Raw genomic sequence first — 22,127 nt, forward strand, 5'->3', positions numbered from 1 at the left:
ATTTCTGTCCAACACCAGTACCATGATACTTATACCGTTTCATAGTCTGATGGGTTTAGGTAGTCTTATATCCGAGACTATACGTTTTAATCGCTCATGAAGATTGCTGCCGTGCATATTCAACCATATCTTTTGGGTAATACATAAAACGATGTAATGTACTATCATCAATATTTTTTAAATATACAACGGCTGCTGCTTCAAAACACCAGTAGCCATAAAAACAACAACAGTTTCGTGAATCACCTTGTTGAATTAAATGGCTATCAATATAAACATAGCCTGTTTTACGTAGACCATCATACCAACGACGTAAATATTCATCTAAGAATTTTAAAGTATCTTTAGGTTTTTCTGCATGAATCGCTTTATAAAGAGGATTACGAAAGCTGAGTGATCGCGGTGTTTTTTCTTCAGTAATCGGATAGTTAGGAATTTTCATTGCAATCAAACTATCTAATGCTTTTTCTCGATTTTCATAATCTAAATCGACCGCTTTAACAATCGTTTCCAACCAGTCTTGCCGTCCAAATAAAATACATAAACCTAATAAATTTGATAACATTTCTGCTTCAAAGTACTCGGTTAAAATTGAAATATATTCCCTATCATCAGGATGAGCGTGATTATATCGCTCAATACAATCAATTGAATTTTCAGTATAATTTATTACTTTCTCCATCGTCGGCAATAAATCAGCAATCGGTTTACCTGCTGTATAATCAAGACATAATTGTTGATAATAGAGATCTATCAATGATGCTAGTAAAGGATCTTCAGTAGCTTGTGCCTTTTTTTTAAATTCGTTTATCTCCCATTCAAATCTTTCTTGAACAAATGGATAAAAATCTTCATCTAATAATTTTTGGCGACGTTGTTTTTCAAATTCTGACATATTTATTTCATTTCCTTGGCTTATTCTTTATTTTTTCGGCTTGTTATATTAACCTTTATTTTCAAGACGTTCACGTTTGGCTTTAATAATATTTTCAATAGTCGGCTCACCATATTAGTGAAGCGGTTGGAATACTGGATGCTATAGTAAAGTCCATATCCCCCGTTATTTCAGCATAACTATTTTTTCATCTTGAGTAGACTCTTCATTAACAGTATCAAGTTGCTCATTATCCTATTCAAACGCTTCATCATACTTTGATTGTTCAAAGAATCAGCGATCGATAAATTTTAATATTTATTAACGACATTCAAAGCGTAACTACGTAACCAAAAATTGAATTGACTATCCTTATCATTGTCTATCGTAGTTTCTGATTTGTGGATCTCAAATTTTAAAGTTTTAACAAGCAGTACTCCGTTACAAATTAGAGGATATGACTGAAAATTACTATAAAAAGTTAATTATTGCTAACACGCATAGGAGTAACAAACAGCAAACAAAAAAGCACCTGCCCAACACAATTACTATGATACTTATACCGTTTCATAGTCTGATGGGCTTAGGTGGTTTTATTTCTAGTTAGGTTATGTGCTTCAATCGTTTATGAAGATTGCTGACGAGCATATTCAACCATATCTTTTGGGTAATACATAAAACGATGTAAGGTACTATCATCAATATTTTTTAAATACGCGACAGCAGCAGCTTCAAAACACCAGTAGCCATGAAATGTACAACATTCTCGTGAATCACCTTGTTGTATTAAATGACTATCCATGTAAACATTACCTGCTTTATATAATCCATCATACCAACGGCGTAAATATTCATCTAAGAATTTTAAGGTATCTTTTGGTTTTTCTGCATGAATCGCTTTATAAAGAGGATTACGAAAGCTGAGTGATCGCGGAGTTTTTTCTTCAGTAATCGGGTAATTAGGAATTTTCATAGCAATCAGACTATCTAATGCTTTTTCTCGATTTTCATAATCTAAATCGACCGCTTTAACAATCGTTTCCAACCAGTCTTGCCGTCCAAATAAAATACATAAACCTAATAAATTTGATAATTTTTCAGTCTGAAAGTACTCGGTTAAAATTGTAATGTCAGCCCTATCACCTGGATGAGCGAGATTATATCGTTTAACGTGATCAACTGTATTCTCGGTATAATTTATTATTTTCTCCATCGTTGGTAATAAATCAGTAATCGGTTTACCTGCTGTATAATCAAGGCATAATTGTTGATAATACAGATCTATCATTGGTTCCAGATAAGGATCTTCAATAGCTTGTATTGTTTTTTTAAACTCCGTTATCTCCCATTCAAATCTTTCTTGAACAAATGGATAAAAATCTTCATCCAATAATTTTTGGCGGCGTTGTTTTTCAAATTCTGACATATTTATTTCATTTCCTTGGCTTATTCTTTATTTTTTCGGCTTGTTATATTAACCTTTATTTTCAAGACGTTCACGTTTGGCTTTAATAATATTTTCAATAGTCGGCTCACCATATTAGTGAAGCGGTTGGAATACTGGATGCTATAGTAAAGTCCATATCCCCCGTTATTTCAGCATAACTATTTTTTTCATCTTGAGTAGACTCTTCATTAACAGTATCAAGTTGCTCATTATTCTATTCAAACGCTTCATCATACTTTGATTGTTCAAAGAATCATCGTTCGATATATTTTAATATTTATTAACGACATTCAAAACGTAACCAAAAATTGAATTGACTATGCTTGTCATTGTCTATCGTAGTTCCTGATTTGTGTATCTCAAATTTTAAAGTTTTAGCAAACAGTACTACCGTTACAAATTAGAGGATATGAATGAGAATTACTATAAAAAGTTAATTATTGCTAACACTCATAGGAGTAACAAACAGCAAACAAAAAACACCAGCCCAACACAATTACTATGATACTTATACCGTTTCATAGTCTGATGGGCTTAGGTGGTTTTATTTCTAGTTAGGTTATGTGCTTCAATCGTTTATGAAGATTGCTGACGAGCATATTCAACCATATCTTTTGGGTAATACATAAAACGATGTAAGGTACTATCATCAATATTTTTTAAATATGCAACGGCTGCGGCTTCAAAACACCAGTAGCCATAAAAACAACAACATTCTCGTGAATCACCTTGTTGAAATAAATGGCTATCAATATAAACATAGCCTGTTTTACGTAGACCATCGTACCAACGGCGTAAATATTCATCTAAGAATTTTAAAGTATCTTTAGGTTTTTCTGCATGAATCGCTTTATAAAGGGGATTACGAAAGCTGAGTGATCGTGGTGTTTTTTCCTCGGTAATCGGATAGTTAGGAATTTTCATAGCAATCAAACTATCTAATGCTTTTTCTCGATTTTCATAATCTAAATCGACCGCTTTAACAATCGTTTCCAACCAGTCTTGCCGTCTAAATAAAATACATAAACCTAATAAATTTGATAACATTTCTGCTTCAAGGTACTCGGTTAAAATTGTAATGTCTTCCCTTTCACCAGGATGAGCGTGATTATATCGCTCAATACAATCAATTGAATTTTCAGTATAATTAATTACTTTCTGCATCGTCGGCAATAAATCAGCAATCGGTTTACCTACTGTATAATCAAGACATAATTGTTGATAATAGAGATCTATCAATGGCTCCATTAAAGGATCTTCAGTAGCTTGTGCCTTTTTTTTAAATTCATTTATCTCCCAATCAAAATTTCCTTGAACAAATGGATAGAAATCTTCATCCAATAATTTTTGGCGACGTTGTTTTTCAAATTCTGACATATTTATTCCATTTCCTTGGCTTATTCTTTATTTTTTCGGCTTGTTATATTAACCTTTATTTTCAAGACGTTCACGTTTGGCTTTAATAATATTTTCAATAGTCGGCTCACCATATTAGTGAAGCGGTTGGAATACTGGATGCTATAGTAAAGTCCATATCCCCCGTTATTTCGGCATAACTATTTTTTCATCTTGAGTAGACTCTTCATTAACAGTATCAAGTTGCTCATTATCCTATTCAAACGCTTCATCATACTTTGATTGTTCAAAGAATCATCGTTCGATATATTTTAATATTTATTAACGACATTCAAAACGTAACCAAAAATTGAATTGACTATGCTTGTCATTGTCTATCGTAGTTCCTGGTTTGTGTATCTCAAATTTTAAAGTTTTAGCAAACAGTACTACCGTTACAAATTAGAGGATATGACTGAGAATTACTATAAAAAGTTAATTATTGCTAACACGCATAGGAGTAACAAACAGCAAACAAAAAACACCAGCCCAACATCAGTACCATGATACTTATACCGTTTCATAGACTGATGAGCTCAGGTAGTTTTATTTCCGTTCAGTTTATGCGCTTCAATCGTTGAAGATTGCTGACGAGCATATTCAACCATATCTTTTGGGTAATACATAAAACGGTGCAACGTACTGTCATCAATATTTTTTAAATACGCGACAGCAGCAGCTTCAAAACACCAGTAGCCATGGAAAGAACAACAATCTCTGGAGTCTCCTTGTTGCAATAAGTGAATATCAATATAAACATTTCCTGCTTTACGTAGCCCATCGTACCAACGACGCAAGTATTCATCTAAGAACTTTAAGCTATCTTTAGGGGTCTCGGCATGGATCGCTTTATAAAGGGGGTTACGAAAGCTCAGTTCTCGTGGTGTTTTTTCTTCGGTAATGGGATAGTTTGGAATTTTCATGGCAATCAAACTATCTAACGCTTTTTCTCGATTTTCTTGGTCAAAATCCACAGCTTTAACAATAGTTTCAAACCAATCTTGGCGTTTAAATAAAATAGCTAAACCTAATAAATTTGATAATGTTTCCGTTTCAAAATATTCCGTCAGGATAGTAATATCCATTCTATCATTAGGATTGGCAATATTATATTTATCTACATAATCGATAGAACTTTGTATATATTTTAAAATACACTCCATTCTGGATGATAATCCAATTATTTTTTTACCTACGGTATAATCTAAACAGAGTTGTTGATATTGTAGTCCTATCATAAATTCAGCATAACCATCTTTTTCCCTTTTCATATCACTATCAACCATACTAATTAGTTTGGTTAGTCTTTCTTGGAAATAATAGTAAAAATCCTCATCTAATAGTTTCTGACGACGTTGTTGTTCAAATTCTGACATATTTATTTTATTTCATTTCCTTGGCTTATTTTTTATTTATTCTGCTTTTTACTACCTTCACTTTAGTGAGCAGCATAATACTTATCTAGTTTCATAGACTGATGGGCTTAGGTAGTCTATATCCGTTTAGGTTATGCGCTTCAATCGATTATGAAGATTGCTGACGAGCATATTCAACCATGTCTTTTGGATAATACATAAAACGATGTAATGTACTATCATCAATATTTTTTAAATATGCAACGGCTGCCGCTTCAAAACACCAGTAACCATGAAATGTACAACATTCTCGTGAATCACCTTGTTGTATTAAATGACTATCCATGTAAACATTACCTGCTTTATATAATCCATCATACCAACGGCGTAAATATTCATCTAAGAATTTTAAGGTATCTTTTGGTTTTTCTGCATGAATCGCTTTATAAAGAGGATTACGAAAGCTGAGTGATCGCGGTGTTTTTTCTTCGGTAATCGGATAGTTAGGAATTTTCATAGCAATCAAACTATCTAATGCTTTTTCTCGATTTTCATAATCTAAATCGACCGCTTTAACAATCGTTTCTAACCAGTCTTGACGTTCAAATAAAATACATAAACCTAATAAATTTGATAATTTTTCAGTCTGAAAGTATTCGGTTAAAATTGTAATGTCTACCCTATCACCTGGATGAGCGAGATTATATCGTTTAACGTGATCAATTGTATTTTCGGTATAATTTATTACTTTCTCCATCGTCGGCAGTAAATCAACAATCGGTTTACCTGCCGTATAATCAAGGCATAGTTGTTGATAATAGAGATCTATCATTGGTTCCAGATAAGGATCTTCAATAGCTTGTATTGTTTTTTTAAACTCGTTTATCTCCCATTCAAATCTTTCTTGAACAAATGGATAAAAATCTTCATCCAATAATTTTTGGCGGCGTTTCTGTCCAAACTCTGACATATTTATTTCATTTCCATGACTAATTTTTTAGTTATCGGTTTATTTTTACTATTTTGATTTTAATTGAAAACTTCTTGTGCAGTAAAGTTCTGTTCGGTTAATGGCTCAATAACCCATCAATTGATAAATTTTGATGTTTAATAATGACATTTTAAACTTAGCCAACTATTGCATTAACTTCCTTGTTATTGTTTATCATGTTTTTTGATTTATGCATCCCAAAATTTAATTTTTTCTTCATCCAAATTATAGATAAAAGACCTACGCCAAGCAGTACTGAAGTTACAAATTAGATGATGCTACTTAAAATTATTATAAAAAGTGAATTATTATTAACACTAATTGAAGTAACAAAGAGCATACAAAAAAATACCTGCCCAAATAGAAGTAGCATGATATTCGTCAATATTTCATAGTCTGATGGACTTAGTTATAGATAGTTCTGCAATATTTGTTTTAACGGATACATACACTTCAAACACTTTTTTTACAATGAATTATCTTGAATATTATCTACTTTGCATTATTATCTACCTGATTAAAAATGAGATTTTAATTATTTTTCATCCTAACTAAAAACACATATGAATAAACAAACATGATAGTAAGTACGATGAAAGTGATACCCCATAATGTTTGATAGTTAGAATTATACTCTAATGGAGAAATATCTATTTCTAACAACGCTAAAGAGCATGCCGCTCCAATAATAATTCCGCCATTTTGAAAAAGTCTTAACAAGCCACCAATCGTGGATTGTTTATCTTTTTTTTGCTCCATCGCTATCTGAATTAATGAACTTTGAAACAGTCCGCCACCTAATCCGTAGCACATAGCAGCTATAACATAATTAAAGACTGAAATATTAAAACTAACCAAGAAAAGCAAGGCAAAAGCAGATAACATAAGCGGTAAAGCATAAATTAGTATAATTTTTTTATAATTTGGATTTATTACTTTTTTGACAAACACACTTAAAATAACGCCAATGGGTGAAGCAGTACAAATTAATCCTATTTCGTCAATAGGATAGCTAGTCTCTCTAGTAAATATGATAGGTGATGCTGAAAAAATAATGCCCGCGGTCAGTCCAAAAATCAAACTGCCATTTGAAATGTATCTAATTGACGAAATTGATAATAATTTGACAGGGAAAAAAGGATTGGAGTGTTTTGATTCAATCTTCCCAAAAAATAAAAATATGATCAAAGAAGAAAAACCGATGAAGCTTGTTTCAACCGACGATAGGTTTATATTATTAGAATAAATGAGAGAAACACAACCGACTAACATCATGAAAAATAGTATCATTCCTTTTAAATCGAAAGTCTCTTTATTTAGTAAGATTACTGATTCATTTATTCTCAAACAAAAAAGAGATCCCACAATACACAATGGAACGTTAATTAGAAATAAAAATTGCCACCCCCATAATTTTAAAATAATACCTCCCAAAGAAGGTCCTAAAATTGGTCCTAAACTTATCGCCAACATTATGAAAGAATTTAATTTTATTTTTTGTTTGCTTGATTGTAAACCAGCCAATCCCAGACAATTTGCTTGCAATAATGCGGCACCTATTCCTTGTCCACATCTAGATAAAATAAGCTGATTAGCAGAATCTGAAAATCCAGCAATCATTGAGGTTAGACCAAAAAGCAAGAAGCCTACTATTAACGCTATTTTTTGCCCTAAAAAGTCACCAAGCCAACCGCTAGGAACTAGAAAAATAATTAGCAATAATAAATATAAAGTAATTGATAATCCGATATATTCTAAAGAAACATCAAAATCGATTGAAAAGGAATTTAACGCTAAGTTTATAATCCCAGTATCTAATGTTGATAAGAATAATCCTAAAAAACATATAATATAAATAGAATACATTGGTTTAGTACTATTAACTGCTTGAGTCATTTAAAGGTCTCACCTTACTAAAATTTCGCTTTTAACTGACTACCTACAGAAAAAAGTGAATGCAAAAGTAACCAACCATTAGAATAGAAGTTGCAAAAATGAAATATTTTTTTTCATAGAGTTTCATGTACTTTCTTTTTGTGTTGATGAAAATATCCAATTAGCTTATTTACTTTTTATAAATTATGTTTAAAAAGAAATTTAAACAAGTTAGCTAAAAAGCGTATATTAATATGCTTTGCTTTGTTGGTTGCCAATTGAATAATAACTAAAAACATCATTGATTTTTTTGGAGATTATAAAGAGTGAATAAATTATATTGTGAGGATTTAATACGATTTTCGGATGTAATGTCTGACGTTAGTAGAGTTATGATTATTACGGAATTAATGAATGGTAGAGCGCTTTCAGCCTCATGGTTAGCAAATCGACTGAATTTATCACCACAAGCTACGCGTTTTCATTTAAAAAAATTAGAAGATGTTGCACTTATCCATCACAGGACATGTGGTAAACACCGCTACTATGAAATAAAAAATCAAGATACAGCAACGTTTATAGAGTCAACGTTTAACATTATTCCACCAAATGATTGCTTATTTTTATCTAATTCTAAAACTAAAGAAAAATTTAAAGAGGCAAGAACATGTTATAAACATTTAGCTGGCTCATGGTCTGTAGCACTGACCCAATCATTTATTAATAATGAATTTATTGTTATACAAGACAATTTTTTTGTGGTTACTGAAAAAGGTAAACTCTTTTTTAATGAACATAAGTTATTATTTAACACATCTAACACAACTTGTGTTGGCAAGCGCTGTATAGATTTTACTGAACATCGGGATCATATTGGTGGCACCTTAGGGACTTTACTACTGCAATCAATGCTACAACAAGGATGGTTTAAACAAGAAGATAATAAACGTGAATTAACAATAACCCAAAAAGGCAGGAAAAGCTTAAATCTATTATTAATTGATATATAAGGGATCTACAATAAACATCAATTTTTCAATTAAATCTTTTAAAACTAGCAACTAAGTTACTTTAACGTATTAATTATAATAAAAAACACCATTGCGTTTAGGTTGTTAATCATCCATTGAAATTAAATGATATCCCCTAACCTTCTGCAAAATAGTCCATTGCAAGCAAAAATTTAATTCATTTAGTCAAGCTGACACGCCAAAACTAAATCATATTTCATTAACGCAGTTAGAGCACAGTCTTAACGTTGGTAATAGTTCTTTGAACTTGAACTTGCCTGACATTAATTTTCGTTTTTAACAGATCTTACTGTAATGATAGGTATAGTTAGTTACATAACCGAATAAATAGATTTATTGGTTAAAACAAATTTTCTTAATAGGTCATAGATATCGAATAATTAAGTATAATAGTCAATAATTAACGAAAAGGATTTCCTTATGTATGTAAAGAAAATAAGATCATTTATTGTATTAGCGACAAGTGATAGTTTTCGCGATGCTGCTGAGAAACTGAATATAACCCAACCAACACTTACCAAACAAATTCAACTTCTTGAGGAAATATTTGGTTTTAAACTATTTCTTAGAGATAATCAGGGTTGTTACCTAACTGAGGAAGGTAAAATAATCTACAAATATGCGGTTAATTTAGCCAATGAGTTAGATAGATTATTCTGTGTTGTAAAAAAATAAAAAATGGTACAACGGGCGTCTTGAATATCGGCTATACATTTTCCTGTATAAATAGATTACCGGAAATAATAAATAATTATACTGAACATCATCCAATGATAAAAATTCAGCTACATGAGTTGTCTTCAGCAGAGCAGGAAAAGAAGCTTTTATCAGGCGAATTAGATATCGCTTTTATGGAAAAACCGACGAATAAACAAATAAAGTATACCGAAATAGGCTCAGATCATTTAGTCTTTATATTCAATCAAAAAAAAATTTTCAGATACATGATTTTAATGATGTTAAGCAAATTTTGGATAAGTATACACTTTGTCTACCTGATTATGATTCACATTTTGATCTGTCACAAAAAATTACCAAATATCTTTCTAGTAATGCGTTAAATTATCCAAATGTATATTACACAAATAATGTTTACAACATTATATCTATGGCTAATTTACATTCGAATGTAACGATACTACCCAATAGTTTAGTTGATAATCTTAAATCAACCATCAAATATAAAAAACTTATGGGGAAAGGATCAAAATGGAAAATTGGCGTGTCATGGAATGAAGAAAAAGCAGGCAAAGATGTTCTCACATTTATTAATGAGATAAGAGATAAATAAATTTTTTATAATTATTAAAATTCATGACGTTAGTTGCAATTATATTGTTTAATCATTAATTAACAATAATCTCTGCCCTACTCTAAAGCAAAAATAACCGTATAAACTAAAGAGATATTACAACTACATCTTTTCATAGATACTTATATGAAGAAACATATAAGATGACAAGTAGTTCTAAACCATTGGATATTTCTCAATATAACTTAAGTGTTACTTTGTTTTTTATACAATTTTAATAATTTCATTAATATCAATGGTGAATTTAAGGTTTTCAGCATAGGTTAATAATTCTGACAAAGGGGGCTTATTTGCTTCATTGTTTTTATTAATTATACTATTCACAAATAGAGGAAAATGGAAACCTATCACGACTTAATCTATTGGTCTTAAACATATTATTGTCATAATCAATATTTCCATCCTAATACATTGGTTTAAATTCTATACCTTAAAGTATTTAGACATTATCTTGATTGCTCAAAATTAATGCATTGATATTTAAGACATCTTTTCGCTGAGGAAAATCATCTAGTCCGAACTATGTTCAGTGATCCAGATGATTACCCTTTTTGCTTTTTAGTCAGCTTTATATGTTTGCATACTAAACTATATCTACAACATCTTTTAATAGCGTAAGTTTGCAGATCACTTAGCTATTGAATCCCCCCGCTTGGATTTGTAACACCCAATTTACTGGCATATAACACCAGACAAAGTGCAAAAATTAACAAAATAGACATTATGATAGGTAAAACTTTTGCATCGAAAACATTTAGTAACATTCCCCCACAAAATCCACCACCAGCTATTGCTAAATTCCAAAGTGAGACAAGTAAAGACTGTGCAATGTCGGCTGATTGTCCGGTTATTTTTGCTGAAGCAGTTTGAAATAATGTTGCGCCACCGCCAAAGGCCAATCCCCAAACTACAACTGAGATTAAAATTAGCCCATAAAGATGGTCAAAGGCATAAAATAACAATCCAGATATAGCAAATAAACTGAGGGATAAAATAATTAATTTACGTAAATAATTATCGATAAAGATGCCAACAATGGTAATACTAATTATTGAAGAAATACCAAAAATAAATAGCACAACATCGACATTTGCATCATTACCAGATAGTTGTAAATATGGTGATATATAGGTGTAAAAAATATTATGCCCAAATGCAAAAATGAAGTTTATTGCTAAGATAGATTTTACGTAACGTATAGATAATACAGAAAAAATGGAATTCTTTTTCGTTGCTTTTAACGCTGCTAAATTAGGTAATTTTAGCCATATAAAAATAACCAACAACAAAGAGATGATAGTAATCATATGAAAAGTTAATCGCCAACCAACTAACTGCCCTATTGCAGTCCCCAATGGAATACCTATAGATAAGGCAATTGGAACCCCTAACATAACTAACGTTATTGCTCTGCCTTGTTTATCAGCACTAACCATTCTGGTTGCATAACCTGCTACCATTGCCCACAAAAGTCCGGCAAAAATACCTGCTAAAAATCTAGCTATTAATATCAGGATAAAAGACGAAAAATAGGCAGTCATAAAATTAGTAATAGCAAAACCAAGCATAACAATTACTAATAATTTTTTTCTATTCCAACTTTGTGTAGCAATTGTTAATGGGATAGCTGATAGTAGAGAACCTAATGCGTATAGCGTCACTAATTGTCCAGCTTGAGCCTCGGTAACACTTAGATCTTCACTTATTAATAGTAAAAATCCAGCAGGCAAAGCTTCAGTCATAATAGAAATAAATAGTGCGGTAGCTAAAGCAAGCAGACTCAATGTGGGGAAGGTATTATTGGTTTTTTCCATGTCATTCACTCATATTATAAATTTTTTAGTGGGAGATATAGTGAATTTATGCTAGCAAACAATCTTATAACTGTATAATTCCAATCATTTATTGCATTATGAAAATTATTTATCGCAATTAACTATATTGACTATCTAAAAAAATGAACACCACGGAAAGTACGTAAATCCTTCTGGGTATTTGTTTGGGATGATTCGAAAGGCTCACTTAGGGACGTTTCGGGCAACTGAGTTGGTGAGCAATGAAGAGAGTATGTACAATATGATTATTGTACTTACTGACCATGCCCCAACACGTCCCATAAGAATTTACCGGTTATGTACCGTTTTATGAGCACCAGACCGTTCACACTCCGTAACTCACTATGGGCAACAACACATTAATGCCACAAATGAGGTTAATTTTGCTGAAGATACCAAAACTCATTATAAATCCCATTTTGTTGCAATAACTGCTGGTGAGTACCACTTTCCACAATTTCGCCTTTATCAATTACTACAATTTGCTCAGTTCCGATGATAGTAGAAAGTCGATGGGCGATAACTAATACCGTTTTCCCTTGCACTAGCTTATTAATCACCTTTTGCACTGCCAGTTCATTCTCAGTATCGAGAGCGGCAGTTGGCTCATCGAGGATAAGAATAGGTGCATTTTTCAAAATGGCTCTGGCAATAGAGATACGCTGCCTCTCCCCACCAGAGAGACTTTTGCCAATATCATTGAGTTGTGTTTGATAACCGTCGCGGAAATTCTGGATAAATTCGTGGCAATTTGCTTGTTTACAAACTTCGATGACTTCCTCGTCGCTAGCGGATAATTTTGCCATTCTAATGTTATTAATAATGGTGTCTTGAAACAAATAGACATCCTGAAATACTACAGAGACTAGACTCATTAACTGACTTTGAGACATATCTCGAATATCAATACCACCGATTTTAATACTTCCTGATTTTACATCAGCAAACCGAAGAATAAGCTTGGTTATTGTAGTCTTACCGCAACCACTGGCACCGACCAAAGCGGTTAATGCATTTTCTGGGATCTGAAGGGATATATCCTTAAGTACATATTTTTCTTGCCCTCGGTACGAAAAGTTAACTCGTTCAAATTCAATATTATATTGATCAGGCATAATCTCTGCCTTTTTTTCAGGTAATGATGGTGCATTCAACAGTTCCTGCAATTTTTCATACCCTATAACCAATGATTCAAGCATCGATGACATTTGTACAAAATAGTTTAATACATCCGTGGAACGAGCAACGATTAATAACACGCTGGCTAATAAGAGGTAAGAAATGGTTGCAACATTCACCAAATAGGCACCTAACGATATGATAAGGATCAAACCAACTTGAATTATAATGGTGATAATTAAGTTAGGTTTTTCGCCTTTTTTCGTGCCAATACGCAGTATATTTGCCACATCTGTTGTTACCTTAATAAATTCTGTCATCTTCTCTTCGGTTTGGCCTGTGGATTTCAATACATCAAGTCCTTGTACAAACTCAACAGCTTCCCCTTTTAATTTGGCATTGGCTTCTGCCAGAATGCTAAAACCTCTGCGATAGGCCTTCCTACGCCACAGGTAAAGTGGAATTGCCATTGGAAAGACCAAAAGCATCATCAAAGAAAGTTGCCAACTGTAAAAGAACAAGGCGATTGCAGCTGATAGTGGTATAACCACGCCGGTAATAATGATATTGAGTAGCATAAATGTAAATACTGCCGCTTCATTGACACTTTGCATCATAAGGTAATTTATTTCCCCAGATCTAAACTGACTTAAATAATCTAAGGAAATATGTCTTAGCTTGTTACCTAATTTTTCCCTTAGCTCGGTAACTGCCAACGTCGAATAACCATCCGCATCATAGCGTTCACAAAGCACCTTAAAAATAAAACTACCTATCAATAGAACAACTACAATAATTAAATGAGTAACTGTTGCAGTAACACTTTTGGCTTCTAGTGCTGCAAATAAGGGATATAGTAAAACCAACGAAACGCCAAACAGACAAGAGGAGATCACAGTATAAATCAGACTGCGGATCAATATTTTCTTTTGCTTACCAGCCGCATTGATTAAGCCAATATACGTTTTCAGCAATGATTTTGTTGTGCGTGTGTCTGTATTAATATACTCTTTCATCACTTTTCTCCATCAGCCAAATTATTGACTGGAATCGACCAATCTTTTGCTTTGTTATACTCTTGCCATAACAATTTATAATCACTTGAATTTTCGATTAAATCATTATGTGTCCCATGAGTTTTAATCATCCCTTTATCCAATAATATTATTTGGTCGGCATTGACAATCGTCGATAAGCGATGGGTTACCATAATGACAGTTTTATTTCTATCAATTAAACGGTTAAAGGCTTTTAACAACAATGCTTCATTTCGGGCATCAGAAAAAGCCGTCGGTTCATCTAAAATAACGATCGGTCGGTTTTGTAAAAAAACTCGGGCAATGGTGATCCTCTGTTTTTGACCACCGGATAATAGCTGCCCTCTTTCTCCTGCCAGAGTGTTATATTGTTGAGGAGTCGTGAATTTCAGCTTTTTTGGCGGCTTCAATAACATCTTCATCAGAGATATCGTCTAACCCATAGCGTATGTTATCTGCGATCGAACATGAGAATAAAAAGTTATCCTGAAAAACAAATGAAATTCTCGACATAAGTTCAGCGTATTCAATCTCTTTTATATTAACTCCACCTAAAGTTATCGTTCCAGTGGTTGCATCAAGAAAGCGTGGAATGAGATTGGTTAGCGTCGTCTTGCCAGAACCAGATGTACCAATAAGAGCAGTAAATGAATTTTCAGGAATTTTAATATTGATATTGGATAAAATAGTGTCAGAATTCTGGTAACAAAACCCAACTTTTTTGAAAATTATCTCATTATTATCAGGTAATAGCGGGTTGGAAGGCGCCTCTAAAATTGGTAGATTTTCAACTTCAAATATTCTTTCTATTGCTGCCTTTGACTTTTGTAATATCTGAAATAGACTCATCACTGGATGAGCACTTTCTGCAATACCGATCGCCAGCAATAAAAAACAGAACGTCGTGATAAATGAGATTTGGTCATTTAGTTGGGCTAAACTCAATCCAACAACTAATATGATACTCATCGGCATAGCGGAGAAAAGGCTGCGAGCAATTTTTGTAGACAATCGCATAGATTGTAACCAATGAAAGACCACCTGGCTATAGTTTTCCAGTGCTTTTTGATATTGACCGAATGCTCCCTCCCCGGCATCAAATGTTCTTACCGCACTCATTCCCTGAATATATTCAATGATTTTACTGTTGATTTGAATAGTTGCATTATTATAGCTTTCCTTTAAAAGCTTAGCTTTTTTCATGATAAAACTCAGCAGTAGAAAAGTAACTAAAGTGATGGCAAATACAATGCTTGCAAAGACCCAATTAAAGATAAATAAAACCAGCAAGGTAAAAATTGGCGTAACGAATGCCTCGGCTTTTAAGGGCGGAGCATCAGCCACAAAGGCATGTAATTCTTTAATATCATCAATTAATGTTTTGACAAGATTTCCGTTGCCCATGTTTCTAACCATTTCAATTGGCAATTGATTGATCTTTTTGATAAGCCTAGTTCGTAATATTTTTTCTAGTTCAAATGCCGCATAGTGAGACTTATCGTGAGCATAAGTTCTCAGCGTATAAAAAAGAATACTCAGAACAAGTAGAGAGACAATCGGCAATCCCGGGAAGACGCTAGCATCCAACATCAATTGGTGTAAAACCCAGATCAACGTTAACCAGATACTCAGTTTAAGCACCTGAGCAATTGATGCCAAAAATATTGAATGAGATACTTTATTCTTTACTGGTAGAAATATATCCGTGTGATTCATAATTAAGTGTATCCTTAGTCCATATCTTTCATGCACAAACTAAAAAAACTTAATTTTGACTTTAAACTGCTCATATACAAATCCTATTACAATGTTATTCTCATATTGTGGCATATTAATGACCAGCTAGTACCAAATCCAAAATTCCGATTTCTTTTTGTTAGTGTGTATGTTTGGTTGAAAAAAACAGGGCAACTATATATTCCAATCATTCGAAAATAAGTGTGAAACTCTTACTGAAGTATGTATATCAATTCGAAATTAACACCAACTTCCCCTCAAAGTTTTGATTTGTCACTTTTTATTCAATAATATTTTATTAAATAGCTATTTTTTACTTTTTTAATAGAATTTTATTTATCGGTATATAGATAAAATCGAGCGCTAATGATATTGATAACCATTCTCAATTACAGCTTTTTATCATATTGAACACTTATTGTCAAACCCATCGAACGCTTACTTTTTTATCATGCAAAACTTATTTAATATATTGATATTAATAGAATTAATTCAAATAACATTTGTATTGAGCCATTTTTTAACGATATACTTTCCCTTTATTATCATAGGTTAAGGTCATTTTTGGGGCAAAATTGAATTATTAATTGCAATACTAAATATTTTGATTTTGATCACTTATTTATAAATTTGATTGTCATCTTCAAATCTGTTGATGCAAGACGTTTATCATGAGGCTGGCTTATCAGAAAGCAGTAATCAAAATTAACTGTAAATATTTAAATTGAAACGAACTGTCAACAAGTGTTTAGGATCTGAAAAATTTCGCCCCCCTCCCCCTTGAGATCAGTACTCTATTGGTGTTTGTATGAATATCAGGTGGTTTTATGAAAAGTTTATACTTATCACGGTTTCTTTCGCCTTGCTTATCTATGTTTTAAAGCAGTTTATGCAATAAATTTAATACAATTTAAACAGCATTAAAAAACCGCTTGTTTATGTGGAGTCGTAGTTCTTACATAACTTAGATGTCATAAATACTTATATAATTTGCTTTTTTTACAACTATATAGCAAGCAAAAGAGACAAAAAATAATAAAGTAATACCAACACTCGATATCTTCAAGAATAAGATGGTTAAAAATCTACTAACATTAGAAAACAAACATCTTTGTAATTTAAGAGAGATTTACTCAATTCACTCTATACGATGTAGTAGAATTGGTTGTTTTATGTAATCAAAGAACGACATAAGTATTTATTCTTATAATTCACTGTTTTCAAGAATTATTTTGCTCATATACAGCGCTTTACAGATGCGGCTACAACCTTAGCACAAATGAAGTAGATAATTTCTGAATAATGCCAGACCATGCTGAAAATTTTAGATTAATTCATCTTGATTATATTCGCTTAGTTGTTGTAATTCAGAGCTCTTTCGGCCAATGTCCTGTGGTTTGATATAACCATTTTAAAACTCGTTTGGCATAGGAACGATCATTAAGATATGAAAATAGCGTATAAAATAGTAACAGAAGTAAAGGAATAATTTTTGCTCCGGATATTATCCATAAAAAACCATTCATTATAAAATCAAACTCTTTAATTGGATATATAATTATCAGTAATAAAAATGGGGCAAAAATAGTATAAAAATACCAATTACGTAATAACGTTTTTGCTTTTTGTTTACTTATCCAACTACAATGAGGAATTAAATAACTTGAACCATCGGTATGATTAATAATCCCTTGTATTTTGTTATTTTCAAATATTAAACTGAGTTTATCTCCTGAGGCAATAAACGTCGGATGGCAAAAAGAATAAACAACCGGTATATGATAATTATCTAAAGCAAGTTCATCGAAAAATAGTTGAACACCATTAAAATCAAATAAAATTTTCCTTCGTTGTGATCGATAAATTAATTGGCTATCTATATTAGTCGCAATCCCTTCATATACAGGTAAGTCTGTTGATGAACATTTAAGGGTTTTACGATGTTCTAAAAGCAGGGGTTTCATAAAACCAAGATCGCCTTTTTTTAATTTATAATATCGTTGACGTAAAAAAATTTGTTTAGGTAAAACCAAATTTATTAGACGAAATAGCGTTGAGCAAATACACCATATCAAAATTAGAAATAGTCCAGCAGCTAAAAATAGCGTTATAAATTGAAGATCTAGCCAAAATCCAATCAAGATCAAAAATGGTAAAATTAACGTAGAAGGATAAGGGATAGCACAATGTAATTTATTACGAATAGCTAAGTCCCCTTTGCATGAAACCAACCAGTGGAGCCAAAAAGTGCCATCATTAAGTGCGTGAGAAGCAATATGGATAACATCGCCTTCATCTAATTTATCTAAGACACTTACATCGATAAATTGGTATTTATAAAAAAAATAAACTCCCTCATTGGTAATAATACGATAACAATCAGATTGTCCATAGGGAATGCAGTCATATCGATAAAATTTAGTAGTAATAAATTGGCAATTATCTCTCATTTTGTATTCTTAGTCTGTTTAATCGCAATCCAGTTATTTGCTGGTTTATCAATGTATCAGCATTGTTTAGATTGTGGCATTACATTATTTCATAGTAAATATTATTTGTTATTTTAATCTTTTATTGCAAATTTAACAGGTCTGTAACAGTGTAAATGTGAGTATTATTAGATACATATCAATCTACACTATCTTTTCTATAAAATGGATTTAATTATCTTATTCAGATTAATTTCATAATTTCTTTGTAATTCTGTGGTAAAAGCTAATCTTGCCAAATCTCTTTTGCTAAACGAAACGCAGCCCAAGCTTTAGGCCAACCAACGTAAAATGCTACATGAGTTAAAACTTCTGCTATTTCTTGCTTCGTGATGCCGTTATTTTTTGCGGTCTGTAAATGAAATTGTAAAGAACTATCTAAGATACCACTAGCAAGTAATGCCGTAACTGTGACTAAACTTCTGTCTCTTGCTGAGAGCTCTTTTTCTCTAGACCAAACTTCACCAAATAATACATCATCATTAAGCTCAGCAAACTTAGGTGCAAATTCGCCAAGCACATCTCTTCCCGCTGTTACTTTGTTCATAATTTTTTCCTTCTATTTTGTGTTATGAAAAAATCAATTTAAAAATCTAACAAATTTAGAGATTTCAATATAGTATAGTTCTCTTTTAGTCATAATGGATAATTATCCTAATAAAGAAATAACTGAAGAAAACTATTATTATCAATAAATTTTTTCAGTTAATTAGAGTTTGTTTATTTTCTTTTTTAGTCTTTAATCGCCTACTTTTCCTATTCTACCTTAATTTCAATATCTAATTTATTGAATATATTATGGATTAATTAAATTATATTCTCGCTACCTATAGTTAGAATTTTCATCTTTTTTTATCAAGACAAAAATATTAGCAATTATCTTCACTTGCAAGTAAATTGAAAATAACGACGGGCCATATTCTAATTTCCAAAAAATAGACAGATAAAACACAAGAACTCAAACTAAATTATTCCCCGACCAATTTGATTGCAAATTTAATTAGCAAAATTATTCACTATCCGCCATTTATAGTGAATAAAAACACTCATTTAACAATATTACCTAATACGAATTAATTAAATAAGATTCTTAATGTTGTTAAATATTTAAAAAATCTCAAATATATTTTCCTTAAAAATTAATTTATTAAATAAAAAAAAAGAAAATTTAAACGAATTTAAAACCGATACGGTCTTTTTAACCCGATCAGGGGAGAACTTTTTTGGTAAAACCTTTACTTTATAAATGATAATTATTCTTATTTAAATTTATCTATTGTTATGAATTAAATGGAACATCAAAGAGTGTTTATACCTTTATAGAGCATATCAAAATGCTTTTTATATGTAGTTTTAGGAAAAAATATATGAGATACAAATTAGCTTTTATTGATAGAGTAACTAATCTCCCCATATCTTCGAAAAAAATTATTATTGATTCACCTTGGTTATTGACCGGTATTTTCTGTTTATCTTTTAGTGCAATGGCAGATACAGTTGATGAAAAAGACGATATTAATCAAGTAGAACAATTAATCGTTACCGCTAGGCATGTAAAAGAGTCTGCCAAGGATATTCCGTTTACGGTTAATATTGTTGACGATAAAAAACTGGTTGACCGACGGGAAACGACTTTAGAAAAAGCTTTAAACGATACCGTTGGCGTGCAAGTAATTAGTAATATGGGAGCGGCGAAATCGATACGGATGCGTGGCGTAGGTTCGGTATTACCAATGAGTGGCGATGACAGTTCGGTTAGTATTAACGTCGATGGGATGCCACAATCAAGAAGTAATACGACCTTAAATTTACTTGATGTTCAGCGTGTCGAAGTATTAAAAGGTCCACAAGGAACACTATTTGGTAGAAATAGTGAGGCTGGCGCCATCAATGTTATTTCAAAAAAACCAACTAGTTATTTTGAATCAACTTTTAGAACCGAATTTGGACAAGAACATCAAATATTAACGGAAGGTGTCATCAGTGGTCCTTTAACCGAGCAGTTAAGTGGCCGTTTTGCTGTCCGTTATGATGAAGCAGATAGCATTCTAGAAAATGTTAATGACCATAAACCGGTGAGTATTCTTAGAAATAAAATCGCTCGAGGTACATTATTATGGGAAGCTTCCGAACTCACATCTATCTCATTTATTACCGAAATAGAAGAGGCTATGGGTATGGACGATATGTATATGATGCGTCCATACGGTCACCATCCAAAAATTAACATTCCTAATAGCAGCGATAAGAATGATAAAAATATTTACCGTTTTAATTTTAAAGTTGAACATCAACTTGATAATAGTGTTTTAAGTTCTATAACAAGTTATTCTTACTCTAAAAATGACAATCGAGCACCGATTTACGAAGGTAAATTATATAACCATTTAATAGGTATATCCCCTCCTTCAAATTGGTCGTTTTTAACTAAAGAGAATCTTTTCAATCAAGAATTTAGAATCTCTTCAAAACCTGATGCATCTATATTTTGGGTTGCCGGAGTTAATTATTATACTAATAACCGACATAGAAACACCTATGATGTTATAGATGTTTTTTACCCGACTAATCCTTTAAATGCAGATATTAAGAGAAAATTTGAGACAGATAATGTAGGTCTGTTTGGGGAAATTACTTATCCTCTTACTGAAAAATTGAAATTAACAACCGGCATTCGTCAATCTTACGAAAAGAAAAATTATCGAGCAAAATGGTCAGCTAACTCAATTTATACCGACAATGCACCGGGGATGCCAACTTTAGCATTCGATAAACAAAAAATAACTGATCATTATACTACTGGTCGACTTGGATTAAACTATCTTCTCAACGATAATGCCACCCTTTATGGTCTCTATTCTAGAGGTTATAAAACAGGTGGTTTTAATGATGAAGGAACCGATTTTGCCACATTGGGTTATTCAGACCAAGCCTATAAATCAGCTTATGTAAACACTTATGAAATTGGATTAAAAACTGAAAATAATACCGTTGGACTAAACACTGCACTATTTTATAACGATACAAAACGTGAACACTTAATGGCTTACAATCCAGCAACATTTGTATCTGTGGTTGAAAATTATGATATTCGAAGTTATGGTGTAGAGCTAGATGGTTTTTGGAAAGCACCTGGAAACTTAGACTTTACCGGCGGCATAGGTTACACCAATGCTAAAATCGTCGGCACTCCAAGCCAAAGTTTAGCTCATGTGAAAAAACATAACCAAGTACCGGATACATCGCATTGGAATGCTAACTTAACCATTTTGCACTCTATACCGCTTAATTTAGCTTCAGGAATATCATTGGAAACACAAGTAACAGATCGTTATATTGGCTCTCGTAAAGCCGATGTGCAAAATAATTTTGGTTTGAAAGCTTATAACAAACTTGATGCTCGAATTGCCGTTAAAACTGAAAATGCTGAATTTTATGTATGGGGCGATAATCTGCTTAATAAATCTTATGATATATGGGGATATTATATTCCTGCCATGTATCCGGATGGTCCAGATGCAACCATTGGATCACCAGGCAGAGGTAGAACAATCGGCGTTGGTTTCATTTATAACTATTAACATGCATTATGTAACAACCTGATATTATTAACTTTGATCTGTGCTGCCA

At 32.2% G+C, this 22,127-nt stretch carries 17 protein-coding genes; 5 read left to right on the plus strand and 12 right to left on the minus strand.

Annotated elements, in window-relative coordinates; genetic code table 11:
• Positions 1-94: 94 nt before the first annotated feature.
• The 6 genes from AC5LXV_RS10270 to AC5LXV_RS10295 form a co-directional block, all read right to left on the minus strand.
• The gene (locus AC5LXV_RS10270; RefSeq protein WP_493452314.1) at positions 95-895 is read right to left on the minus strand and encodes a PoNe immunity protein domain-containing protein; all 801 of its coding nucleotides are present in this window, start codon (positions 893-895) and stop codon (positions 95-97) included.
• Between the two features lie 604 nt (positions 896-1,499).
• Entirely contained in the window at positions 1,500-2,300 is an 801-nt protein-coding gene (locus AC5LXV_RS10275) for a PoNe immunity protein domain-containing protein (RefSeq protein ID WP_493466354.1), read from the minus strand.
• 597 nt (positions 2,301-2,897) lie between these two features.
• Positions 2,898-3,698, minus strand: a complete 801-nt coding sequence (locus AC5LXV_RS10280; protein ID WP_493466355.1) for a PoNe immunity protein domain-containing protein — start codon at positions 3,696-3,698, stop codon at positions 2,898-2,900.
• Positions 3,699-4,252: 554 nt separating this feature from the next.
• On the minus strand, positions 4,253-5,092 hold the full coding sequence (locus AC5LXV_RS10285) for a PoNe immunity protein domain-containing protein (protein WP_493466356.1): 840 nt from the start codon (positions 5,090-5,092) through the stop codon (positions 4,253-4,255).
• A gap of 148 nt (positions 5,093-5,240) precedes the next feature.
• Positions 5,241-6,041, minus strand: a complete 801-nt coding sequence (locus AC5LXV_RS10290) for a PoNe immunity protein domain-containing protein (RefSeq protein ID WP_493458918.1) — start codon at positions 6,039-6,041, stop codon at positions 5,241-5,243.
• Between the two features lie 552 nt (positions 6,042-6,593).
• A complete protein-coding gene (locus tag AC5LXV_RS10295; protein WP_493466357.1) occupies positions 6,594-7,958 on the minus strand; it encodes an MFS transporter in 1,365 nt (454 codons plus the stop codon).
• Positions 7,959-8,263: 305 nt separating this feature from the next.
• On the opposite strand from AC5LXV_RS10295, the gene AC5LXV_RS10300 reads away from it, so the two are divergent.
• The 4 genes from AC5LXV_RS10300 to AC5LXV_RS10315 all read left to right on the plus strand — a co-directional run bounded on the left by AC5LXV_RS10300 (position 8,264) and on the right by AC5LXV_RS10315 (position 10,259).
• The gene (locus AC5LXV_RS10300; protein WP_493466358.1) at positions 8,264-8,947 is read left to right on the plus strand and encodes an ArsR/SmtB family transcription factor; all 684 of its coding nucleotides are present in this window, start codon (positions 8,264-8,266) and stop codon (positions 8,945-8,947) included.
• A gap of 441 nt (positions 8,948-9,388) precedes the next feature.
• Complete coding sequence (locus AC5LXV_RS10305) at positions 9,389-9,643, plus strand: LysR family transcriptional regulator (RefSeq protein ID WP_493466359.1); 255 nt, start codon at positions 9,389-9,391, stop codon at positions 9,641-9,643.
• Positions 9,640-10,029 carry a LysR family transcriptional regulator substrate-binding protein gene (locus AC5LXV_RS10310; protein WP_493467991.1) on the plus strand — a complete coding sequence of 130 codons (390 nt, stop codon included), beginning with the start codon at positions 9,640-9,642 and terminating at the stop codon, positions 10,027-10,029. The genes AC5LXV_RS10305 and AC5LXV_RS10310 overlap by 4 nt, the downstream gene beginning before the upstream one ends.
• Complete coding sequence (locus tag AC5LXV_RS10315; RefSeq protein ID WP_493466360.1) at positions 9,939-10,259, plus strand: hypothetical protein; 321 nt, start codon at positions 9,939-9,941, stop codon at positions 10,257-10,259. The genes AC5LXV_RS10310 and AC5LXV_RS10315 overlap by 91 nt, the downstream gene beginning before the upstream one ends.
• Before the next feature lie 656 nt (positions 10,260-10,915).
• Here AC5LXV_RS10315 and AC5LXV_RS10320 read toward each other — a convergent pair.
• The 6 genes from AC5LXV_RS10320 to AC5LXV_RS10345 all read right to left on the minus strand — a co-directional run bounded on the left by AC5LXV_RS10320 (position 10,916) and on the right by AC5LXV_RS10345 (position 19,044).
• On the minus strand, positions 10,916-12,094 hold the full coding sequence (locus tag AC5LXV_RS10320; RefSeq protein WP_493466361.1) for an MFS transporter: 1,179 nt from the start codon (positions 12,092-12,094) through the stop codon (positions 10,916-10,918).
• Between the two features lie 398 nt (positions 12,095-12,492).
• A complete protein-coding gene (locus AC5LXV_RS10325; RefSeq protein ID WP_493466362.1) occupies positions 12,493-14,250 on the minus strand; it encodes an ABC transporter ATP-binding protein in 1,758 nt (585 codons plus the stop codon).
• Complete coding sequence (locus AC5LXV_RS10330) at positions 14,250-14,681, minus strand: ATP-binding cassette domain-containing protein (RefSeq protein WP_493466363.1); 432 nt, start codon at positions 14,679-14,681, stop codon at positions 14,250-14,252. The genes AC5LXV_RS10325 and AC5LXV_RS10330 overlap by 1 nt, the downstream gene beginning before the upstream one ends.
• Positions 14,635-15,987 carry an ABC transporter ATP-binding protein gene (locus AC5LXV_RS10335; protein ID WP_493466364.1) on the minus strand — a complete coding sequence of 451 codons (1,353 nt, stop codon included), beginning with the start codon at positions 15,985-15,987 and terminating at the stop codon, positions 14,635-14,637. The genes AC5LXV_RS10330 and AC5LXV_RS10335 overlap by 47 nt, the downstream gene beginning before the upstream one ends.
• Before the next feature lie 1,388 nt (positions 15,988-17,375).
• The gene (locus AC5LXV_RS10340; RefSeq protein WP_493466365.1) at positions 17,376-18,458 is read right to left on the minus strand and encodes a hypothetical protein; all 1,083 of its coding nucleotides are present in this window, start codon (positions 18,456-18,458) and stop codon (positions 17,376-17,378) included.
• Between the two features lie 265 nt (positions 18,459-18,723).
• Positions 18,724-19,044, minus strand: a complete 321-nt coding sequence (locus AC5LXV_RS10345) for a carboxymuconolactone decarboxylase family protein (RefSeq protein WP_110433442.1) — start codon at positions 19,042-19,044, stop codon at positions 18,724-18,726.
• Between the two features lie 820 nt (positions 19,045-19,864).
• Here AC5LXV_RS10345 and AC5LXV_RS10350 point away from each other — a divergent pair.
• Positions 19,865-22,078 carry a TonB-dependent receptor gene (locus AC5LXV_RS10350; protein WP_493466366.1) on the plus strand — a complete coding sequence of 738 codons (2,214 nt, stop codon included), beginning with the start codon at positions 19,865-19,867 and terminating at the stop codon, positions 22,076-22,078.
• The last annotated feature ends 49 nt before the right edge of the window (positions 22,079-22,127 follow it).

The organism is Gilliamella sp. LMG 34359 (assembly GCF_984569085.1).

Coding starts and splice junctions, on each gene's coding strand:
- AC5LXV_RS10270 (WP_493452314.1), bottom strand. CDS start 895: ATGTCAGAATTTGAAAAACAACGTCGCCAAAAATTATTAGATGAAGAT.
- AC5LXV_RS10275 (WP_493466354.1), bottom strand. CDS start 2,300: ATGTCAGAATTTGAAAAACAACGCCGCCAAAAATTATTGGATGAAGAT.
- AC5LXV_RS10280 (WP_493466355.1), bottom strand. CDS start 3,698: ATGTCAGAATTTGAAAAACAACGTCGCCAAAAATTATTGGATGAAGAT.
- AC5LXV_RS10285 (WP_493466356.1), bottom strand. CDS start 5,092: ATGTCAGAATTTGAACAACAACGTCGTCAGAAACTATTAGATGAGGAT.
- AC5LXV_RS10290 (WP_493458918.1), bottom strand. CDS start 6,041: ATGTCAGAGTTTGGACAGAAACGCCGCCAAAAATTATTGGATGAAGAT.
- AC5LXV_RS10295 (WP_493466357.1), bottom strand. CDS start 7,958: ATGACTCAAGCAGTTAATAGTACTAAACCAATGTATTCTATTTATATT.
- AC5LXV_RS10305 (WP_493466359.1), top strand. CDS start 9,389: ATGTATGTAAAGAAAATAAGATCATTTATTGTATTAGCGACAAGTGAT.
- AC5LXV_RS10320 (WP_493466361.1), bottom strand. CDS start 12,094: ATGGAAAAAACCAATAATACCTTCCCCACATTGAGTCTGCTTGCTTTA.
- AC5LXV_RS10325 (WP_493466362.1), bottom strand. CDS start 14,250: ATGAAAGAGTATATTAATACAGACACACGCACAACAAAATCATTGCTG.
- AC5LXV_RS10335 (WP_493466364.1), bottom strand. CDS start 15,987: ATGAATCACACGGATATATTTCTACCAGTAAAGAATAAAGTATCTCAT.
- AC5LXV_RS10340 (WP_493466365.1), bottom strand. CDS start 18,458: ATGAGAGATAATTGCCAATTTATTACTACTAAATTTTATCGATATGAC.
- AC5LXV_RS10345 (WP_110433442.1), bottom strand. CDS start 19,044: ATGAACAAAGTAACAGCGGGAAGAGATGTGCTTGGCGAATTTGCACCT.
- AC5LXV_RS10350 (WP_493466366.1), top strand. CDS start 19,865: ATGAGATACAAATTAGCTTTTATTGATAGAGTAACTAATCTCCCCATA.